Origin of the sequence: Actinosynnema pretiosum (genome assembly GCF_002354875.1) — a bacterium.
Classification (GTDB): domain Bacteria; phylum Actinomycetota; class Actinomycetes; order Mycobacteriales; family Pseudonocardiaceae; genus Actinosynnema; species Actinosynnema auranticum.
In genome coordinates this window covers 6623863-6644377 of sequence record NZ_CP023445.1, presented here as the reverse complement: position 1 = coordinate 6644377, position 20515 = coordinate 6623863, and the positions used below count along the sequence as shown (strand labels likewise).

Sequence of the window (20515 nt, the reverse complement as noted above, 5' to 3'; positions counted from 1 at the left end):
GGCGGAGGAAGGGCTTGGCATGAGCGGGTTCCACAAGCTGAAGGCGTACTTCGGGATGGTTCCCGCCGAGTACGCCGACGACCCTGACGCCTACGAGGACGAGCGCGGCGGGCGCTACTCGGAGTACCGCTCCGAGTACCCCGAGACCGCGGAGTACGAGACCTACCCCGAGCAGCGCGGACGGCGCCGTTCGAGCAGGTCCGAGTACCGCCCCGACCCGGAGGACGCCGAGGAGTACGAGTCGGACGCCCGCGCCCGGTCCCGCCGCTCGTGGAGCGAGACCCCGGTGCACGGCGCGCTGGCCATCGACGCGCAGCGCGAGCCCGCGCCCCGGCCCCGCGCCCTGCCCGCCCCGCAGCCGCAGCAGCCCGCCCCGGCGGCTGCCGCCCTGGGCCGGATCACCACCCTCAACCCGCGCAGCTACAACGAGGCGCGGGCCATCGGGGAGCACTACCGGGACGGCACGCCCGTCATCATGAACCTCACCGACATGGACGACGCCGACGCCAAGCGGCTGGTCGACTTCGCCGCCGGACTGGCGTTCGCCCTCCGGGGGTCCATCGACAAGGTGACCAACAAGGTGTTCCTGCTCTCACCCCCGAACATCGACGTGACCGCCGAAGACCGGAGGCGGCTCGCCGAGGGCGGATTCCTCAACCACGGCTGAGTGGTGGCACAGTTGGAGGTGTGGATGCCCTCTTGCTCGTGGTCTACTACCTGCTGTTCTCGTTCTGGCTGCTGCTCATCGCGCGCATGGTCGTGGAAGGCGTCCGCTCGTTCGCCAGGGACTGGCGGCCCGCGGGCGGCACGGCAGTGGCTCTGGAGACCGTCTACACCGTGACCGATCCCCCGATCCGCGCGCTGCGGCGGGTCATCCCCACCGTGCGGATCGGGAACATCAGTCTGGACTTGTCCATTATTGTGCTGTTGCTGGTCGTTATCATTCTGATGCGAGTAGCCGATCCCAGGTGAGGGGACCAGGGATGTCCACAGCCCAGGAGTGCGTGAGGTGATCTGATGCCGTTGACCCCCGCGGACGTGCACAACGTCGCGTTCAGCAAGCCGCCGATTGGCAAGCGGGGCTACAACGAGGACGAGGTGGACGCGTTCCTCGACCTGGTTGAGGGTGAGCTCGCCCGCCTGATCGAGGAGAACAACGACCTGCGCCAGCAGGTCGAGCAGCTCGACCAGCAGGTCGAGACCGCGCGCGCCGACCTGGAGGACGCACGAGCCAAGATCGCCGCCGGTGTCGGTGGTCCCAGCCGCGTCGTCGAGGAGCCCCGCAGGCTCGCGCCCGTGCCGCCCCCCTCGGCGCTGGAGCAGACGTCCCCCGGTGGTGGGGGTGACCACCACGTCCAGGCCGCCAAGGTCCTCGGGCTCGCCCAGGAGATGGCAGACCGCCTGACCGGCGAGGCCAAGGCCGAGGCCGACGGGATGCTGTCGGAGGCCAGGACGAAGTCCGAGCAGCTGCTCTCGGAGGCGCGGTCCAAGTCCGACACCATGGTGAACGAGGCGCGCACGCGTGCCGAGACCATGCTGAACGACGCGCGGACCCGCGCCGAGACGCTCGAGCGGCAGGCCCGCGACAAGGCCAGCGCGCTCGACCGCGACGCGCAGCGCAAGCACGCCGAGGTGATGGGCAACATCACCCAGGAGAAGAACACGCTCGAGAAGCAGATCGACAAGCTGCAGACGTTCGAGCGCGAGTACCGCACCAGGCTCAAGACCATGCTGGAGTCGTCGCTGCGCGACCTGCAGGACCGGGGCCCCGCGGCGCCGTCCGACGGCAGGGCCGGGCAGCAGGGCTACTCCTTCGGGGCTCGTGCCGAGGCGGGCTGAGCCCGGCCGGGCTGAGCCCGGCCGGGCTGAGCCCGCGCTCCAGCGCTGATCTACGCTGCGAGCGTGCTGTACGCAGTCCTGCTCCTGGTCCTGGCCGCGCTCGGCTTGCTCGTGCCCGCGCTGACCAGCGCGTCCACCCTGTGGGCGTGGCTGTCGGTGGCGGCGAGCGCAGCCGCAGCGGTGGGGCTGGTGGTGGACTGGTGGCTGCACCGCCGGTCGGGGGCCGGTGCCGCCGCGGTCGTGGCACAGGGTAGTACTCAAGATCGTTCCGGTGACGGGCGGGGCGGGGCCGATCAGGCTCCCGTCCCGCCCGTCGGCGTTCCCGCGGGCGTCGCCCCGGAGGACGAGCCCGCCGAGGAGGACACCGACGCGGCCGACCTGCTGGCCGTGGCGGAGGCCGCGGACGAGGTGCGGGTGCTCGACGAGCGCCCCCGGTACCACCTGGCGGGCTGCTCCTGGGTGGGCGACCGGGCCGCGCTGGGGCTGCCGCTGGCCGAGGCGCGCGAGCTGGGCTTCACCCCGTGCGGGGTGTGCAGGCCGGACTCGGCGCTGGCCGCGACCAAGCGGGCCGCCGCGAAGCGGGCCGAGCGGGCGGGCGCCGACAAGCCCGCGACGACCGGTGCGCCCGACCCGGCCGGAGCGCGGGCCGAGCGGGCCGCCGACGAGCCCGAGCGGGCCCCTCAGATCGCCCAGGACGCCCCCGGAGCCGCCCAGGCCGGTGCCACCGCCGGGAGCGGGGACGGGCCCGCCGCGCGCGGCTGAGCGGCCCTCCCGCGCGACGCTCGGCGCAACCGGTTTGCGCCCTCGGCTACCCTTGGCGGCACAGGCGTTGATCCGGCCATCACCGGGGGAGCCTCCGGAAGAACAGGCCCCAGGGCCCCAGTAGAACCGGACGGGAACGGCCCGTCACAGCCGTCGAAGAGAGGCCAGAGCCCCGTGCCCTGGCAAGCGGGGTGGTACCGCGGTGCGCCTACGGGGTGGGCGCGTCGTCCCCGTGCGCCGGGACGCACGCGAGGAGTTTGACCATGCCCTACCCCAAGGCGGGAGCGGACGCCGTTCCCTCCCAGCCGTCCTTCCCCGCGCTGGAGCGCGACGTGCTCGGCTTCTGGGAGGACGACAAGACCTTCCAGGCCTCCGTCGACGCCAGGCCCGCCGGTGAGAACGGCTCCAACGAGTTCGTGTTCTACGACGGCCCGCCGTTCGCCAACGGCCTCCCGCACTACGGCCACCTGCTGACCGGGTACGTCAAGGACCTGGTGCCGCGCTACCGCACCATGCGTGGCCAGCACGTGGAGCGCCGCTTCGGCTGGGACACGCACGGCCTGCCCGCCGAGGTCGAGGCGGAGAAGCAGCTCGGCTTCTCGTCCAAGAGCGACATCGAGGCCTTCGGCATCGACAAGTTCAACGACGCCTGCCGCACGTCCGTGCTGCGCTACACCGACCAGTGGCGCGACTACGTGACGAAGCAGGCCCGCTGGGTCGACTTCGACAACGACTACAAGACCCTCGACCTGGACTACATGGAAAGCGTCATGTGGGCCTTCAAGACCCTGTGGGACAAGGGCCTGGTCTACGAGGGCTTCCGGGTGCTCTGGTACTGCTGGCGCTGCGAGACGCCGCTGTCCAACACCGAGACCAAGATGGACGACACCTACCGGGACCGGCAGGACCCGGCGGTGACCGTCGGCCTGCGCCTGGAGACCGGCGAGCTGGCCCTGGTGTGGACGACCACGCCGTGGACGCTGCCGTCGAACCTGGCCGCCGCCGTGCACCCGGACGTGGACTACGTGACGGTCGAGGCGAACGGCGAGAAGTACCTCCTCGCCGAGGCCCGCGTCGCCGCCTACGCCCGCGAGCTGGGCGAGGAGCCGCCGGTCGTGGCCCGCTGCAAGGGCTCCGACCTCATCGGGCGGCGCTACACCCCGCCGTTGGACTTCTTCCTCGGCCGCGACAACGCGCACCAGGTGCTGCCCGCCGACTACGTCACCACCGAGGACGGCACCGGCATCGTCCACATCGCCCCCGCGTTCGGCGAGGACGACAAGGTCGTCACGGACGCCGCGGGCATCGAGGTCGTCGTCCCCGTCGACCCGCACGGCTGCTTCACCGCCGAGGTGCCGCCGTACGCCGGGCAGCACGTGTTCGAGGCCAACAAGGTCATCATCCGCGACCTGAAGGACGCGGGGCTGCTGCTGCGCCACGAGACCTACGACCACCCGTACCCGCACTGCTGGCGCTGCGACAACCCCCTGATCCAGCGCGCGGTGTCGTCGTGGTTCGTCGCGGTGACGCAGTTCCGCGACCGCATGGTCGAGCTGAACCAGCAGATCAACTGGGCGCCCGAGCACATCAAGGACGGCCAGTTCGGCAAGTGGCTGTCGAACGCGCGCGACTGGAACATCTCCCGCAACCGGTTCTGGGGCTCCCCGATCCCGGTGTGGGTCTCGGACGACCCCGAGTTCCCGCGCGTGGACGTGTACGGCTCGCTGGACGAGCTGGAGCGCGACTTCGGCGTGCGCCCGACCGACCTGCACCGGCCCGCGATCGACGAGCTGACCCGGCCCAACCCGGACGACCCCTCGGGCAAATCCACCATGCGCCGGGTGCCCGAGGTGCTGGACTGCTGGTTCGAGTCCGGGTCGATGTCGTTCGCCCAGGTGCACTACCCGTTCGAGAACGCCGACTGGTTCGAGAACCACTACCCCGGCGACTTCATCGTCGAGTACAACGGGCAGACCCGAGGCTGGTTCTACACGCTGCACGTGCTGGCCACGGCGCTGTTCGACCGGCCCGCGTTCCGCAACTGCGTGGCGCACGGCATCGTGCTCGGCGACGACGGGCAGAAGATGTCCAAGTCGCGCAAGAACTACCCGGACGTGAACGAGGTGTTCGAGCGGGACGGCTCGGACGCGATGCGCTGGTTCCTGATGTCCTCGCCGATCCTGCGCGGCGGTGACCTCGTCGTCACCGAGCGGGGCATCCGCGACGGGGTGCGGCAGGCCGTGCTGCCGCTGTGGAACTCCTGGTACTTCCTGGCGCTGTACGCCAACGCCGAGGGCGTCGAGGGGCGCTGGCGGACCGACTCGCCGCACGTGCTCGACCGGTACGCGCTGGCCAAGACGCACGACCTCGTGGCGCGGGTGACCGGGCAGCTCGACGAGTACGACATCTCCGGCGCGTGCGCGTCGGTCCGGGACTTCCTGGAGGTGCTGACCAACTGGTACGTGCGGCGCTCGCGCGACCGGTTCTGGGCGGGCGAGAAGGACGCGGTGGACACGCTGCACACCGTGCTGGAGGTGGTGTCGCGGGTGGCCGCGCCGCTGCTGCCGATGACCACCGAGGTGGTGTGGCGCGGGCTGACCGGCGGGCGCTCGGTGCACCTGACCGACTACCCGGCGGCGGCCGACCTGCCCGCCGACCCGGAGCTGGTGGCGGCGATGGACACGGTGCGGCAGGTGGCGTCGACGGCGCTGTCGCTGCGCAAGGCCAACAAGCTGCGGGTGCGGCTGCCGCTGGCCAGGCTGGTGATCGCGTCGGCGTCGGCGGGGTCGCTGGAGGGGTTCCGGGAGATCCTGAGCGACGAGGTCAACGTCAAGGCGGTCGAGCTGACCGACGACGTGGACGCGCACGGGCACTTCCAGCTTGCGGTGAACGCGCGGGTGGCCGGGCCGCGGCTCGGGCCGAACGTGCAGAAGGTGATCAAGGCGGTGAAGGCCGGGGACTGGAGCGAGGTCGACGGGCGCGTCGTCGCGGCCGGGATCGAGCTGTTCCCGCAGGAGTACGAGCAGCGGCTCGTGGCCACCGACCCGGCGGCCACGGCGGCGCTGCCCGGTGGGGCGGGGCTGGTCGTGCTGGACACCGAGGTCACCGAGGAGCTGGCGGCCGAGGGCGTGGCGCGGGACCTGGTGCGGGTCGTGCAGCAGGCGCGCAAGGACGCCGGGCTGGACGTGTCGGACCGGATCGCGCTGACCGTGGACGCGCCCGAGGGCGCCGCGGCCGACGCGGCTCGGGGGTTCGAGGCGTTCGTGCGCGAGGAGACGCTGGCGGTGGAGGTGTCCTACGGGGCCGTCGACGGCGGGTCCGAGGGCGCGGTCGGCGACGGGGTCAAGGTGCGGGTGCTGGTCGTCAAGGCGGGCTGAGCGCTCCGGTGACGCGGTCCCGGCACACCACTCGCTCGTTCGGGTGGTGTGCCGGGACCGGTCTGCTTCCGGGGGCGTTCTTGTCGGTGGGGGGTGTGATGCTGAAGTTCGCGGTGCGGGTGAAGCCGGGGTCGAAGCGCGACGCCGTGGGCGGGCGCTGGGACGAGCGCGCCCTCGTGGTGTCGGTGGCCGCGCCCGCGGTCGAGGGGAAGGCCAACGAGGCGGTGCGCAGGGCGCTGGCCAAGGCGTTCGGGGTGCGCAGGCAGGACGTGGAGATCGTGTCGGGGGAGCGGGGGCGCGATAAGGTCGTGGTCATCGACCCCGCGCCCGACGGGGCGGACGGGGTGCTGGCGGAGCTGCTCGGGGGGTAGGTCGGGCGGTTCGGGCCCGGTCGCTCGGGCTTTGCGGCTCGGGTTCTGCGGTTCGGGCGGGGTGGTTCAGCCCGCTGCCGGTCGCAGCATCGGGAACATGGTCGGGCCGTTCTCGGGCAGTGCGATCGGGTCGCTGGCGCGGGTGAAGCCGTGCCGGGCGTACAGGGCCGCCGAGCGGGTGGTGCTCGCCTCCAGGTAGCAGGGCAGGCCGCCGGTGTCGGCGAGCCGGTGGGCCAGCAGGAGGCCGCCGACGCCCTGGCCCCTGCGCTCGGGCAGGACCGCGGTGGTGGCCAGGTAGAGGTGCGGGTAGGTCGGGTGCACGGCCGCCATCAGGGTGAACAGCGCCTCGGCCCTCGGCGGCATCCCGTCCGGCTTCGGGGTCTCACCGCTGGTCTCGGCCCACAGCGCGTACCCCGCGAGACCGCGCTCGTCCTCGGCGACGAGCGCGTCGCACCTGCCGAGCTGCTCCTCCACCAGCGTGCGGATGATCTTGTCCGTGAGGGGTTGGTCCGCGTTCCTGACCTCCGCCGAGTCCAGCACCCACGCCGTGACGACCTCGTCGGCCGCCGCGCGCTGGACCAGGTCCACCACGGCGTCGAACTCGTCGTGTGCTGCCTTGCGCACCTGCATCTTCCGCTCCTTCTCTCGTACGCTGTAGTTCGATGATTTCCTCGGCTGCGCTGGTGCTTCAACGTTTGCGTCACGCAGTGTTCGTGTGACGAAAAGGGGGCGCGGTGGGGTGCGCGCAGTGCGGGGCTCCGGTGGAGCGGGCGGCTCGGGGGCGGCCTCGGCGGTACTGCGGGCGGGCCTGCCAGGCGCGGGCGTACCGGGCGCGGCGGGACGCCGGGGACGACCCGCGCGGGCGTGGTGCGGCTCGGCGCGGGGCGGGGCTCGGGGGTGACGCCTGGGACGTGGGGGCTGCTCGGGGTGGCGCGGGCGTCGGGGTGGGGTCGACCGGTGCGGCGCGGGGTGCGGCGGATGCCGGCGCGCGGGGGCGTGGTGCGAGTGGTGGACCGGGTGCGCGGCGGCGGGGTGGTGGGCCGTCGTGGGACCGGGCGGGTGTCGTGCGGGCGGCGATCGAGCTGGCCGACGCCGAGGGGCTGGGCGCGGTGTCGATGCGGGCGCTCGCCGCGCGTGCCGGGGTGGCGACCATGTCGCTGTACCGGCACGTCTCGGGGCGGGCGGACCTGATCTCGGCCATGGTCGACGCGGTGCTCGTCGAGGCGCACGGGCCCTCGCGGGGCCGGGCCGGTGGTGGCGCTGGCGGTTCGGGCGAGGGGCTCGGGTGGCGGGAGGTGCTGGAGCGGGAGGCCCGTGGGGAGTGGTCGTTGTACCGGGAGCACCCGTGGGCGCTGGGGGCGTTGGGCACCAGCAGGCCGCCGCTCGGGCCGCAGCTGATCGCGGTGGTCGACCGCTACCTCGGGGCGCTCGCCGGGCACGGGGTTGACCCCGCGACCGGGCTGTCGGTGTTCCTGCTGGTCAGCGGGTACGTGCAGGGGATGGCGCTGCTGCTGGTCAGCGAGAGCGAGCAGGCCCGCGACACCGGGGTCAGCGGGCCGCAGTGGTGGGGCGCCAGGGGGAAGTGGGCGGAGGCCGTGGACTACCCGTGGGTGCGCGAGCTGGCCGCCGGGGCGGCGCCCGGTGAGCGTGACCTGAACGAGTGGTTCGATTTTGGTCTCGCGCGGGTGCTGGACGGCATCGCGCTGCGGGTGGAAAGCTGATCGTGGGTTTGTCAGGGGCTGCCGGAGGCGGTGGTCTCCTCGTGGTGCCCTCCGCGCGGTCGTCCGGCGGGGTTCCTCCCTCGGGTCGTGGGTCTTGCGCTTGAGCTCCCGCGCGTGACGCGGGTCGGGCGCTCTTCGTGCGGACGTCGAACGTGCGGGGCGCTCCCGGTCGCGTTCGGAGCGGGCGTCGGTCCTCTGGGGACGGTGCTCCCGGCGGGGTGCCTGGCGGGTGTCTGGCGGGGTGCTCAGTGGGGCGTCTGAAAAGTGCCCCGGCGGGTATCCGGTGGTGCTCCTGGCGGGGTTTCTGAACGGTGCCCGGTGGTGCTCTCGGCAGGGTGCCTGGCGACGTGCCCGAGCGGTGCTCTTGGCAGGGTGCCTGGTGGTGTGCCTGGTGGTGCTCTCGGCAGGGTGTCTGGTGGTGTGCCCGAGCGGTGGCCTCGGCAGGGTGCCTGCTGGTGTGCCTGAGCGGCGCTCCCTGCGAGCGCCAGGTGGTGGGTGCCCGGTGGTGGGTGCCCGAGCGGTGCTCCCGGTGCTGTGCCCAGAGCGCGCTCAGCGCAGCGCTCCGGGGGTGCTCCGGGTGGTCTTCCGCGCGGTCGTCCGCGCGGTCGTCCGGCCGTGCGGGGAATGCGCTTGCCGGGTGGCCTTCGGGGTTCCGGTGCCGGGGTTCCGGTGCCGGGGTTCGCGGGCGCGATGACCCACGTCAGCGGCGTGGGGGGAGAATGGAACCCCGTCGTGAAGGACAACCGGGAGGTTGAGTGGGCGACGTCAGCGTCATCCTCGGTATCGGTTCAGCGGTTCTCATGGCCGCGGTGGTCGCGGTCAGGGTCTCCACCAGGCTGGGACTGCCCTCACTGCTGCTGTACCTGGGAATCGGGGTGCTGCTGGGCGAGTCGGTGCTCGGCATCCAGTTCTCCGACGCCGACCTGACCCGCTCGCTGGGCACCATCGCCCTGGTCCTGATCCTCGTGGAAGGCGGTCTGACCACCCGGTGGAACGCGGTGAAACCCGCGCTGGGACTGGGGATCGGGCTGTCGACGGTGTCCGTGGGCATCTCGATCGGGGTCACCGGGGTCGCGCTGCACCACCTGCTCGGGCTCGACTGGCGCACCGCCCTGCTGTGGGGCGCGGTGCTGTCGTCGACCGACGCGGCGGCGGTGTTCAGCGTGCTGCGCGGGGTCGGGGTCGGCAAGCGGTTGATCGGCGCGCTGGAGCTGGAGTCCGGCATCAACGACGCGCCGGTGTACATCGCCGTGGTGCTGCTGGCGTCCACCGACGCGATCACCTGGACCGCGCCGCTGCTGATGGTCTACGAGCTGCTCGCGGGCGCGGCCATCGGGATCGGGCTCGGCTGGCTCGGCGCGCTCGGGCTGCGCAGGGCCGCGCTGCCCGCCACCGGCCTGTACCCGCTGGCGACCGTCGCGGTGTGCCTGCTCGCCTACACGGTGGGCGACTTCGCGCACGCGTCCGGGTTCCTGGCGGTGTACACGGGCGCGGTGGTGCTCGGGAACTCGCGGCTGCCGCACCGGTCCGACACGCTCTCGTTCGCCGAGGGGCTCGGGTGGGTCGCGCAGATCGGGCTGTTCGTGCTGCTCGGGCTGTACGCGTCGCCCGCGCGCCTGGTCGACGCCGTGGTGCCCGCGCTGGTCGCGGGCGCCGTCCTGGTGCTGCTCGCGCGACCGCTGTCGGTGGCCGCAGCCGCGCTGCCGTTCCGGGTGCCGTGGCGCGAGCAGGTGTTCGTGTCCTGGTCGGGGCTGCGCGGGGCGGTGCCGATCGTGTTCGCGCTGCTGCCGCTCGTCCAGGGCGTCGAGGGCGCGCAGGTCCTGGTGGACGTGGTGTTCGTGCTGGTCGTGATACTGACGATCGTGCAGGGCAGCACGCTGCCGTGGATGGCGCGCAAGCTCGGGCTGGTGAAGACCGGGGAGGCCGAGGAGGTGCAGGTCGACTCGTCGGCGCTGGACGAGCTGGGGGCCGAACTGCTCCAGGTGCGCATCCAGGTGGGGTCGAAGCTGCACGGCGTGTACCTGTCCGAGCTGAGGCTGCCGCCGGGGGCGATGGTGAGCCTGGTGGTGCGGGCCGAGGAGGGCTTCACGCCGCAGGCGACCACGCGGCTGCAGGAGGGGGACCAGCTGCTGGTGGTCAGCACGGAAGCGGCGCGGGACGCGGCGGAGACCCGGATCCGGGAGGTCGACAAGGGCGGGCGGTACGCGCGGTGGAAGGGCAACGCGCCGACCTGAGCGGGGGCAGCGCCGACCCCAGTGTGGGCAGCGCGCCGACTTCAGTGGGTCGGCGCGCCGACCTCAGTGGGGGCGGGGAGCGGGAGCCGGGCGGGGTGGGGCCCCGTTGGCGGCCCGTTGGCCGGAGTGGCTGACGGGCCGGTGGCTGACGGGCCGGGGGTGGCGGGCCGGGTGGGCGGTGGCGCGCTGGCCGGGGTGGCCAATGGGGGCGCGGCGGGGGATGGGCTTGCGCTGACCTGAGCTGGGCGGGCGCGGGAGTTAGGCGGCGGGTGGCGGGTAGCGCGGGTGTGGGTTGGGGGTCGGGGGTTGGGGCGGGTGCGTTTTGGTTGCTCTCGGCATGTGGGAAGTGCTCGACGGTCGTCGGGAGGGTCGGCTAGCTTTCTCGGCAGGTCATGAGTTCCAGCGTCAAGCCCGGGCTTGCTGGACGACAACCCTCCTCCGCGGTGGGGTGCCCCCGGTGACGACCAGGTCCGGCGCGCAGGGCGTCGGGCAAGCGCGGGTCTTCCCTCACCACGGGCGACCCCGAGTCGCTCGGAGGACGATCATGACGCTCGCCGTTTCCCGCACCGCCGCCCGCACCGTCGTCGAGACCGCCGACGCCGCGCCCGTCGCCCCCGCCGTGAACGCTCCCGCCTCCCTCCCCGCCGTCGTCGGCGCGGCGCTGCGGGTGCCGCTGGTCACCGGGGAGCGGGTCGAGTACGCCAACCTCGACAACGCCGCCTCCACCCCCTGCCTGGAGCAGGTGCGCGACGCCGTCGACGAGCTGCTGCCCTGGTACGCCTCCGTGCACCGGGGCGCCGGGTTCGCGTCCAAGGTGTCCACCCGCGTCTACGAGCAGGCCCGCGACTCGGTCCGCCGCTTCACCGGCGCCCGCTCCAGCGACACCGTCGTGTTCACCCGCAACACCACCGACTCGCTCAACGCCCTCGCCCGCGCCGTCCCCAGGGGCACCTCCGTGCTCCTGTTCGACACCGAGCACCACGCGGCCCTGCTGCCGTGGCGCGGGCCGAACGTGCGCCGCCTGCGCACCCCCGGCACGCCCGCCGAGGCCGCCCGCGTGCTCGACGCCGCGCTCGCCGAGTGCCCGGTCGGGCCGCGCCTGGTGGTGCTGACCGGCGCGTCCAACGTCACCGGCGAGGTGTGGCCGGTCGCCGAGCTGGCCGCGATCGCCCGCCGCCGGGGTGCGCGCACCGTCCTCGACGCCGCCCAGCTAGCCCCGCACCGCCCGCTCGACATCAAGGAGTTGGGCGTCGACTACGTCGCCTTCTCCGGCCACAAGCTCTACGCCCCCTTCGGCGCGGGCGTGCTGGTCGGCCGCGCCGACTGGCTCCAGGCCGCCGAGCCCTACCTGGTCGGCGGTGGCGCGACCTCGCTGGTCACCGACCACGGCGACCACCTCGGCGTCGCCTGGTCCCGCGTGCCCGAGCGGCACGAGGCCGGGTCGCCCAACGTGGTCGGCGTGCACGCGCTCGCCGTCGCCTGCGACGTCCTCGGCCGCAGCTGGAAGCGGGCCGTCGCGCACGAGCGGGCCCTGCTGGAGCGGCTGCGCGCGGGCCTGGCGACCGTGCCGGGCGTGCGCGAGCTGTCCCTGTTCGGCTCCGGGCAGGACCGGGTCGGCGTGGTCAGCTTCACCGTCGCGGGCCAGGACTCCGGCTACCTCGCCGCCGCCCTGTCCGCCGAGCACGGCATCGGCGTGCGCGACGGCGCGTTCTGCGCCCACGTCGCCGTGCACCGCCTCACCGGCGGCGAGCGCGCCCTGCGCGCCTCCCTGGGCCTGGGCTCCACCGAGGCGCACGTGGACCGCCTCGTCGCCGCGCTGCGCTCCCTCGTCACCGAGGGCCCCAAGGTCGCCTACACCCAGCGCGACGGCCGCTGGGAGCCCGCCGAGGACGACCGCGCCCTGCCGCCCTTCCTGGCCTGACCGGCCTCCGCACCGGCCTGACCGGCCCCCTCGCCGCGCGATGCTGGACAATGGCCGGGTGAGCACGGACCCCAACACCGAACCCGACGCCCCCGACGAGGTCGCCTCGCCCGCGCCGGAGCCCCAGCCCCAGCGGCGGGTCGTGCTGCTCGGCGTGATCGCCGCCGTCGTGCTGGCACTGGACATCGCCACCAAGGTGATCGCGGTCGCCGAGCTGGAGGGCAGGCAGCCGGTCGAGCTGTTCGGCGGGCTGCTCTACCTGCCGCTGATCCGCAACCCCGGAGCCGCGTTCGGCATGGCCGAGGGCTGGACGATCGTCCTGGCGATCATCGCGTTCGGCGTCGTCGGGTTCATCCTGTGGATCGCCCGCAAGCTCCGCTCGGTCGGCTGGGCCATCGGCCTCGGCCTGGTGCTGGGCGGCGCGCTCGGCAACCTGGCCGACCGGATCTTCCGCTCGCCCGGCCCGCTGCGCGGCCACGTCGTGGACTTCCTGTCCGTGCTGGACCCGTGGGGCGGCTTCTTCCCCGTGTTCAACCTGGCCGACTCGGCCATCTGCGTCGGCGGCGGCGTGATCGTGCTGATGTCGCTGCTCCAGCGCGACTACGACGGCACCCGCTTCGAGAAGAAGCCCTCCGGCAAGACCGCCACCGCGGCGGGCACCACCCCCAAGACCACCGAGAACCAGACCGCAGGCGAGACCGCCGACGGCGGGAAGCAGGAACAGGCGTGAGCGGCGACTACCGGACCCTCCCCGTCCCCGACGGCCTCGACGGGATGCGCGTCGACGCGGGTCTCGCCAAGCTCCTCGGGCTCTCCCGAACGGTCATCGCCGCGCTGGCCGAGAGCGGCGACGTCGTGCTCGACGGCCGCGTCGCGGGCAAGTCGGACCGCCTGGTGGCGGGCTCCTGGCTGGAGCTGACCCTGCCCGAGCCCGAGCGGCCCGTGCAGGTGCAGGCCGTGCCGGTCGAGGGCATGATCATCCTGCACGAGGACGACGACGTGATCGTCGTGGACAAGCCCGTCGGCGTGGCCGTGCACCCCTCGCCCGGCTGGACCGGCCCGACCGTGGTCGGCGGCCTGGCCGCCGCGGGCGTGCGCGTGTCCACCTCCGGCGCGGCCGAGCGGCAGGGCGTGGTGCACCGGCTCGACGTCGGCACCACCGGCGTCATGGTCGTGGCCAAGAGCGAGCACGCCTACTCGGTGCTCAAGCAGGCGTTCAAGGAGCGCACGGTCGAGAAGCTGTACCACGCGCTGGTGCAGGGCCACCCGGACCCGACCAAGGGCACCATCGACGCGCCCATCGACCGGCACCCCAAGCACGACTACAAGTTCGCGGTCATGGCAGGCGGCAAGCCCAGCATCACGCACTACGAGGTCGTGGAGGCGTTCCGCGCCGCGTCGCTGCTGGACGTGCACCTGGAGACCGGGCGCACCCACCAGATCCGGGTGCACTTCTCCGCGCTCAAGCACCCGTGCGTGGGCGACCTGACCTACACCGCCGACCCGGTGCTCGCCAAGCGGCTGGGCATGTCCCGGCAGTGGCTGCACGCCCGCACGCTGGGCTTCCACCACCCCGCCGACGGGGAGTGGGTCGAGTTCACCAGCGAGTACCCGGACGACCTCGCCCACGCGCTCAAGCTGCTGCGCTCCGAGAGCTGAGCTGCGCGAGCTGACCGGCGCAAGCTGCGTGAGCTGACTGGCGCGAGTTGCATGAGCTGACCGGCGCGAGCCGGCCTGCGACGCGAAGGGGGCGCCCACCGAGACCGGTGGGCGCCCCCCTTCGCGTTCCGCAGTGCTAGACCGCCGAAGCGGCCGGGCTCTGCTCGGCCTCGGCGACCTCGGGCTCGTCCTTCGTGATGCCCTTGTCGCCCCTGGTCAGCACCAGGAACGAGGTCAGCGCCAGCGCCGTGCAGGCCGCCATGACCAGCGCCAGCGGCAGCACGCTGGTCGAACCGCCCGCGCCCACGACCGGCGCCATCAGCCCGCCCATCAGGAACTGCGACACGCCCAGCAGCGCCGACGAGCTGCCCGCCGCCTCCGGGTGCCTGGCCATCGCCAGGGTCGCCGCGTTCGGCATCAGCAGGCCGATGCTGCACGTGACCAGGAACAGCGGCACCAGGAACGTCACCAGGCCACCGCCCACCAGGCCCGCGACGACCAGGGCGATCCCGGCCGCCACCGCCGTGCTCAGGCCGATCCGCAGCAGGCCCCTGGGCATGATCCGGCCGGTCAGGGCCGTGTTGATCACGCCCGCGATGAAGATGCCGCCCGAGTTCAGCGCGAACACCAGGCTGAACTCCTGCGGGGACAGGCCGAACACGCCCTGCAGCACGAACGACGAGCCGGACACGTAGCCGAAGATCGCGCCCAGCGCGAACGCCGACGCCAGCACGTAGCCGACGAACACCCGGTCGGTCAGCAGGCCGCCGAACACGCGCAGCGTGCCGCCCAGGTCCAGCGGGCGGCGCTTCTCCGGCGGCAGGGTCTCCTTCAGGCCGACGGCCATCAGCACCAGCAGCACCACCGCGATGACCGCGAGCACGACGAACGTCGCGCGCCACGACGCGTAGCGCAGCACCTGCCCGCCCAGCACCGGCGCGAGCATCGGGCCGAGGCCGTTGACCAGCATGATCAGCGACATGAACTTCGCCATCGCCAGCCCGGAGAACCGGTCGCGGGCCACGGCCATGGCCACCACGAAGCCCGCGGCGACGCCGAGGCCCTGGAGCAGCCGGAACGCGGCCAGCGCGACCGCGCTCGGCGCCATCGCGCACACCAGCGACAGCACCACGTACGAGCCGATCCCGAACAGCAGCGGCTTGCGCCTGCCGATCGAGTCGGACAGCGGGCCGATCAGCAGCTGGCCGACGGACAGGCCGATGATGAACGTCGTCAGCGACAGCTGGATCTGCGACTCGCCCGCCCCGAACTCCTTCGCCATGTCGGGGAAGGCGGGCAGGTAGGCGTCGATGGACAGCGGGCCGAGGCAGCACAGCACGCCCAGCAGGGCGACGAGCTTCCCACGTCCTTGCACAGCAATAACCCCCGGATAGGTCGTCGATCGTCTTTGCGGCTCTGCGGGACGACGGTGTCCAAGGAGGTGGCTTCGACCCCACGGCGCTGCGCCAGGCGGGTTCGCCGCCGACGGTGGACAACGCCGGGGGAGCCGGTCTGCTTCCCGGAACGGACCACGAATTCCGGGAGTTCACCAGGTCGAGACGTGCCGGTGCGCCCGGCCGCGCGGCGGTCGGGCGGGTCGAGCGCGGGAACCAGCAGGTGAAACGGTGGGGACGGGCCCGAACCGAGGCTATCGCCGCAGGCTTTGTCCGATCGGGTGGAACTCGTCGACCGCTCGGGTGAGCGGTCTCACGTCCTCCGCGCGGGGCCCGCGCTCAGTCCTCGACGGTCCAGACGAGCGTGTTCAGGTCGGCCTCGGGCCGCACGCTCCAGCGCACCGACGTGACCACCGTGCTCTCCGGCAGCACGTACACGGTGTGGCCGCCCGCCGTCTCGCCCGGCTGCACGCCGATCTTGTGCGGCGGCCGGGAGGACAGCGACACCGGGGCCTTGGCCACGGTCTCGCCGGTGCTGGTGGTCAGCACCAGGTACATGTCGGGCAGCGCGTTGAACGGCACGTTCCCGGTGTTCGCCAGCTCGGTGTGCACCACGACGGCCCGCTCGCCGTCGGCCAGCTTGTAGCCCGCGGCGGTGAACAGGAAGTCGGCCGGGTCCACGACCTCGACCAGCTGGATCGTGAACCGGGCGCCCTCGAGGCCCTCGGTCTCCAGCACGCTGCCGATCTTGCCGGTGCGGGTCCTCGGCGCGGCCTGCTGCGGCTGGTCGCCGCGCGCCCACCCGGCCGTCTGCGGCGGGCCCCACGGGCTCGCCTCCTGCACCGGGAGCGGTCCCGACGGCGCGGGCTGCGCGGGGAACGGCTGGCTCGGCGGCCCGACCACCGGGTGACCGGGGTAGGAGCCGGACGGGGTGCCCTGGACCGAGCCGGGCAGCGGCAGCGGACCGGAGCCCGGCTGCGCGTACGGACCGGAGTGCGCGCCCGGCTGCTGCGCCGGGCCCGCGTAGCTGCCCCACGCCATGCTGTTGGTCAGCGCCTTGCGGATGCCGTTCGGGTCGCACTCCACGCCCACCAGCAGCGGCAGCCCGCTGCCGGACAGGGTGATCAACCGCATGGCCGCTTCCCTGGGGTCCATGCCCAGCCGCGCGGCCACCTCGTGCACGGCGGCGCGGCCCATCTCCGCGATCACGGCAAGGAGACGGACATCTACTGGATCAGGGGCGACCACACCCCCGAACGCTACCCGCCCGGCGGCGCGACCGCGTGAGTGGCCCGCCGCTGTGACCGGGGCGCGACCTGCGCCGGTGGCCCGGTGTGACGCTCGCGGGTTCGGCGCGGGTGGGCGGCCCGCCACCCGCCCGGCGTATAGAGTCGCTGAGGTCTCGCCCGCGCGTCGTCCGGGCCCGCTGCCGATCTTCATAGGGGGTTTGGTGTCCGACTCGTTCGCGCACCTCCACGTGCACACCGAGTACTCGATGCTCGACGGGGCGGCGAAGCTCAAGGACATGTTCGCCGAGTGCGAGCGGCTGGGCATGACGGCCGCGGCGATCACCGACCACGGCAACATGTACGGGGCCTACGACTTCTTCCGCCAGGCCACCGCCGCGGGCGTCAAGCCGGTCATCGGCATCGAGGCGTACATGGCGCCCGAGTCCCGGTTCAACAAGAAGCGCGTCACCTGGGGCGACCCCGGCCAGAAGGCCGACGACGTGTCCGCCAGCGGCGCCTACACGCACCAGACGATCTGGGCGCGCACCGTCGAGGGCCTGCACAACCTGATGAAGTGCTCCAGCCGCGCCTCCACCGAGGGCCAGCTGGGCAAGTGGCCGCGGATGGACGCCGAGCTGCTCGCCGAGCACTCCAAGGGCCTCATGGCCACCACCGGCTGCCCCTCCGGCGAGGTGCAGACCCGGCTGCGCCTGGGCCACGAGAAGGAGGCCTACGAGGCCGCGGGCAAGTGGCGCGAGATCTACGGCGCCGACAACTTCTTCGTCGAGCTGATGGACCACGGCATCGAGCTGGAGCGGCGGGTCCGCGACGGGCTGGTCGACATCGCCCGCAAGCTCGACATCCCGTTCGTGGTCACCAACGACTCGCACTACACGTACGCCGAGGACCGCGAGGCCCACGAGGCCCTGCTGTGCGTGCAGACCGGCAAGACCCTGCAGGACCCGAGCCGGTTCAAGTTCGACGGCACCGGCTACTACCTGAAGTCCCCGCAGGAGATGTACGCGATCGACTCCTCGGACGCGTGGCAGGAGGGCTGCCGCAACACGCTGCTGGTGGCCGAGAAGGTCGACACGACCGACATGTTCGCCTTCCAGAACCTGATGCCGCGCTACCCCGTCCCCGAGGGCATGACCGAGGCGGACTACTTCCGCGAGCAGGTGTGGGAGGGGATGCGCCGCAGGTTCCCCGGCGGTGTCGACGAGGTCCACACCAAGCAGGTGGAGTTCGAGATCGGCGTCATCCTGCAGATGGGCTTCCCCTCGTACTTCCTGGTCGTCGCGGACTTCATCAACTGGGCCAAGGAGAACGGCATCCGGGTCGGCCCCGGCCGTGGCTCCGCCGCGGGCGCGCTCATCGCGTACGCCATGGGCATCACCGACCTGGACCCGCTGGCGCACGGCCTGATCTTCGAGCGGTTCCTGAACCCGGACCGCGTCAGCCCGCCCGACATCGACATCGACTTCGACGAGCGCAGGCGCGGCGACGTCATCCGGTACGTGACCGACAAGTGGGGCGACGACAAGGTCGCCCAGGTCATCACCTTCGGCACCATCAAGGCGAAGGCGGCCATCAAGGACTCCGCGCGCGTGCTCTACGGCCAGCCCGGCTACGCCGTCGCCGACCGGATCTCCAAGGCCATGCCGCCCGCCGTGATGGGCAAGGACATCCCGCTGTCGGGCATCTTCGACCCGCAGCACAAGCGGTACGCCGAGGCGTCCGAGGTGCGCGGCCTGTACGACACGGACCCGCAGGTCAAGGAGATCATCGACACCGGCCGCGGCCTGGAGGGCCTGATCCGCAACGCGGGCGTGCACGCCTGCGCGGTCATCATGTCCGCCGAACCGCTGATGGACCACATCCCGGTGTGGAAGCGCCCGCAGGACGGCTCGATCATCACGCAGTTCGACTACCCGACCTGCGAGACGCTCGGCCTGCTGAAGATGGACTTCCTGGGCCTGTCGAACCTCACCACGATCGACGACGCGCTCAAGAACATGGCGATCAACGGCAAGGAGCCGGTCGACCTCGACAAGCTGGAGCTGACCGACAAGAAGACCTACCAGCTCCTGTCGAAGGGCGAGACCCTGGGCGTGTTCCAGCTGGACGGCGGGCCCATGCGGGACCTGCTGCGGCTGATGCGCCCCGACAACTTCGAGGACATCTCGGCCGTGGGCGCGCTCTACCGCCCCGGCCCGATGGGCGCGAACTCGCACACGAACTACGCGCTGCGCAAGAACAAGCTCCAGGAGATCACGCCGATCCACCCGTCGCTGGCGGAGGCGCTGGAGGACATCCTCGGCACGACCTACGGCCTGATCGTGTACCAGGAGCAGGTCATGGCGATCGCGCAGAAGCTGGCGGGCTACACGCTCGGCCAGGCGGACCTGCTGCGCCGCGCGATGGGCAAGAAGAAGAAGGAGATCCTGGACAAGGAGTTCGCGGGCTTCGAGGCGGGGATGCTGGCCAACGGCTACCCGGCCGACGCGATCAAGACCCTGTGGGAGATCCTCGTCCCGTTCGCCGACTACGCCTTCAACAAGGCGCACTCGGCCGCGTACGGCCTGGTCTCGTACTGGACCGCGTACCTGAAGGCGAACTACCCGGCCGAGTTCATGGCCGCGCTGCTCACCACGAACTCCGACAACAAGGACAAGTCGGCCATCTACCTGGCCGAGTGCCGCCGGATGGGCATCACGGTGCTCCCGCCGGACGTCAACGAGTCCGAGCGCGAGTTCGTCGCGGTCGGCGAGGACGTCCGGTTCGGCCTGGGCGCGATCCGCAACGTCGGCGCGAACGTGGTCGACGCGATCATCAAGGCGCGCAAGGAGAAGGGCCGCTTCACCGACTTCTCCGACTTCCTGCGCAAGGTCGACGCCACGGTCTGCAACAAGAAGGTCGTGGAATCGCTGATCAAGGCGGGCGCCTTCGACTCGCTGAACCACCCCCGCAAGGGCCTGCACATGGTGCACGTCGAGGCGGTGGACGCGATCATGCTGACCAAGAAGGAGGAGGCGCGCGGCCAGTTCGACCTGTTCGGCGACGGCGGGGACGACGGCAACGGCAGCGTCTTCGACGTGCGCATCCCCGAGGAGCACTGGGAGTCCAAGCACCAGCTGACCCTGGAGCGGGAGATGCTGGGCCTGTACGTGTCCGGGCACCCGCTCAACGGGGTCGAGCAGGTGCTGGAGTCCTACTCGGACGCCTCCATCGCGCGCATCCTGGAGGGCGACGTCGCGGACGGCACGCAGGTCACGCTCGGCGGCATCCTCGCGTCGGTGACCAGGCGGGTCAACAAGAACGGCGAGCCGTGGGCGTCGGCGATGCTGGAGGACCTCGCCGGTGGCATCGAGGTGCTGTTCTTCCCCAAGAGCTACGTGGTGCACGGCATGTCCGTGGTCGAGGACGCGATCGTGCTGGTGAAGGCGCGCGTCGCGAAGCGGGACGACCGCATCTCGCTGATCGCCAACGACCTGGTGGTGCCGGACCTGGCGGAGCTGGGCAACCAGGCGCTGAGGTTGAAGCTGAACGCGTCGCGCTGCGACCCGAAGCTGGTGACCTCGCTCAAGGAGGTGCTGTCGGCACATCCGGGGACGACCGAGGTGCACCTCAACCTGGTGATCAACAGCAGTCGGCAGACGCTGCTGAAGCTGGACGACGCGCTGCGGGTCAACCCGACCCCGTCGCTCAAGGGCGACCTGAAGGCGCTGCTCGGACCGGGCTGCCTGGGCTGACGGCGGGCGCCCGGCGAAAAACCGCCGGGCGCCCATGTCCCCGCACGAGCGCCCCACGCACCAGCGAGCTCACCGCACCGCCGGGTTCACCGCACCGCCGGGTTCACCGCTTCGCGGGCTGCGGGGCGAGCGCAGCGAGCCCACGCAGCCCCATTCCCGCGTCCCTCTTCTCCGTTTGGCCTGGCGAAGCCCAAGCGCAGGTGTCAAGACGCCGCCGCACCGCTGCGGCAGACCGCCCGAGTCAAACGGCGTCTTG

The 20515-nt window shown here is 72.2% G+C and carries 15 protein-coding genes and 1 riboswitch; of the genes, 12 read left to right on the top strand and 3 right to left on the bottom strand.

Annotation, left to right across the window (positions count from 1 at the left end; translation table 11 throughout):
- Positions 1 to 19: 19 nt before the first annotated feature.
- The 6 genes from CNX65_RS28215 to CNX65_RS28190 all read left to right on the top strand — a co-directional run bounded on the left by CNX65_RS28215 (position 20) and on the right by CNX65_RS28190 (position 6349).
- Complete coding sequence (locus CNX65_RS28215) at positions 20 to 667, top strand: cell division protein SepF (RefSeq protein WP_096496455.1); 648 nt, start codon at positions 20 to 22, stop codon at positions 665 to 667.
- Positions 668 to 687: 20 nt separating this feature from the next.
- Entirely contained in the window at positions 688 to 972 is a 285-nt protein-coding gene (locus tag CNX65_RS28210; RefSeq protein ID WP_096496454.1) for a YggT family protein, read from the top strand.
- A 45-nt stretch (positions 973 to 1017) separates the two neighbouring features.
- Positions 1018 to 1839, top strand: coding sequence for a DivIVA-like cell division protein Wag31 (gene wag31 / locus CNX65_RS28205; RefSeq protein ID WP_015804453.1), 822 nt, complete (start codon positions 1018 to 1020; stop codon positions 1837 to 1839).
- 63 nt (positions 1840 to 1902) lie between these two features.
- Positions 1903 to 2601 carry a hypothetical protein gene (locus tag CNX65_RS28200; protein ID WP_232520043.1) on the top strand — a complete coding sequence of 233 codons (699 nt, stop codon included), beginning with the start codon at positions 1903 to 1905 and terminating at the stop codon, positions 2599 to 2601.
- Positions 2602 to 2864: 263 nt separating this feature from the next.
- Complete coding sequence (gene ileS, locus CNX65_RS28195) at positions 2865 to 5978, top strand: isoleucine--tRNA ligase (protein ID WP_096496453.1); 3114 nt, start codon at positions 2865 to 2867, stop codon at positions 5976 to 5978.
- Between the two features lie 98 nt (positions 5979 to 6076).
- Positions 6077 to 6349 (top strand): DUF167 domain-containing protein, encoded by a 273-nt coding sequence (locus CNX65_RS28190; protein WP_015804450.1) that lies wholly within the window; start codon positions 6077 to 6079, stop codon positions 6347 to 6349.
- Positions 6350 to 6415: 66 nt separating this feature from the next.
- Here CNX65_RS28190 and CNX65_RS28185 read toward each other — a convergent pair whose 3' ends face one another.
- The gene (locus CNX65_RS28185) at positions 6416 to 6979 is read right to left on the bottom strand and encodes a GNAT family N-acetyltransferase (protein WP_096496452.1); all 564 of its coding nucleotides are present in this window, start codon (positions 6977 to 6979) and stop codon (positions 6416 to 6418) included.
- A 434-nt stretch (positions 6980 to 7413) separates the two neighbouring features.
- Here CNX65_RS28185 and CNX65_RS28180 point away from each other — a divergent pair, with 434 nt between their 5' ends.
- The 5 genes from CNX65_RS28180 (at position 7414) to CNX65_RS28160 (ending at position 13884) form a co-directional block, all read left to right on the top strand.
- Positions 7414 to 8070 carry a TetR/AcrR family transcriptional regulator gene (locus tag CNX65_RS28180; RefSeq protein ID WP_096496451.1) on the top strand — a complete coding sequence of 219 codons (657 nt, stop codon included), beginning with the start codon at positions 7414 to 7416 and terminating at the stop codon, positions 8068 to 8070.
- Between the two features lie 755 nt (positions 8071 to 8825).
- On the top strand, positions 8826 to 10304 hold the full coding sequence (locus tag CNX65_RS28175) for a potassium/proton antiporter (RefSeq protein WP_096496450.1): 1479 nt from the start codon (positions 8826 to 8828) through the stop codon (positions 10302 to 10304).
- 388 nt (positions 10305 to 10692) lie between these two features.
- Positions 10693 to 10806, top strand: a riboswitch (SAM riboswitch).
- 42 nt (positions 10807 to 10848) lie between these two features.
- Positions 10849 to 12225 carry an aminotransferase class V-fold PLP-dependent enzyme gene (locus CNX65_RS28170; protein WP_096496449.1) on the top strand — a complete coding sequence of 459 codons (1377 nt, stop codon included), beginning with the start codon at positions 10849 to 10851 and terminating at the stop codon, positions 12223 to 12225.
- A gap of 40 nt (positions 12226 to 12265) precedes the next feature.
- Positions 12266 to 12955, top strand: a complete 690-nt coding sequence (gene lspA, locus CNX65_RS28165; protein ID WP_096496448.1) for a signal peptidase II — start codon at positions 12266 to 12268, stop codon at positions 12953 to 12955.
- Between the two features lie 44 nt (positions 12956 to 12999).
- Positions 13000 to 13884: an RluA family pseudouridine synthase gene (locus tag CNX65_RS28160; RefSeq protein ID WP_096498043.1), complete on the top strand. Its 885-nt coding sequence runs from the start codon at positions 13000 to 13002 to the stop codon at positions 13882 to 13884.
- A gap of 136 nt (positions 13885 to 14020) precedes the next feature.
- Here the strand turns inward: CNX65_RS28160 and CNX65_RS28155 are convergent, their stop codons facing one another.
- Together CNX65_RS28155 and CNX65_RS28150 are read right to left on the bottom strand one after the other, a co-directional pair.
- Entirely contained in the window at positions 14021 to 15259 is a 1239-nt protein-coding gene (locus tag CNX65_RS28155) for a multidrug effflux MFS transporter (protein ID WP_232520042.1), read from the bottom strand.
- A 358-nt stretch (positions 15260 to 15617) separates the two neighbouring features.
- Complete coding sequence (locus CNX65_RS28150; protein WP_096496446.1) at positions 15618 to 16487, bottom strand: AsnC family protein; 870 nt, start codon at positions 16485 to 16487, stop codon at positions 15618 to 15620.
- 241 nt (positions 16488 to 16728) lie between these two features.
- On the opposite strand from CNX65_RS28150, the gene dnaE reads away from it, so the two are divergent.
- The gene (dnaE, locus tag CNX65_RS28145) at positions 16729 to 20259 is read left to right on the top strand and encodes a DNA polymerase III subunit alpha (RefSeq protein ID WP_096496445.1); all 3531 of its coding nucleotides are present in this window, start codon (positions 16729 to 16731) and stop codon (positions 20257 to 20259) included.
- Positions 20260 to 20515 lie beyond the last annotated feature (256 nt).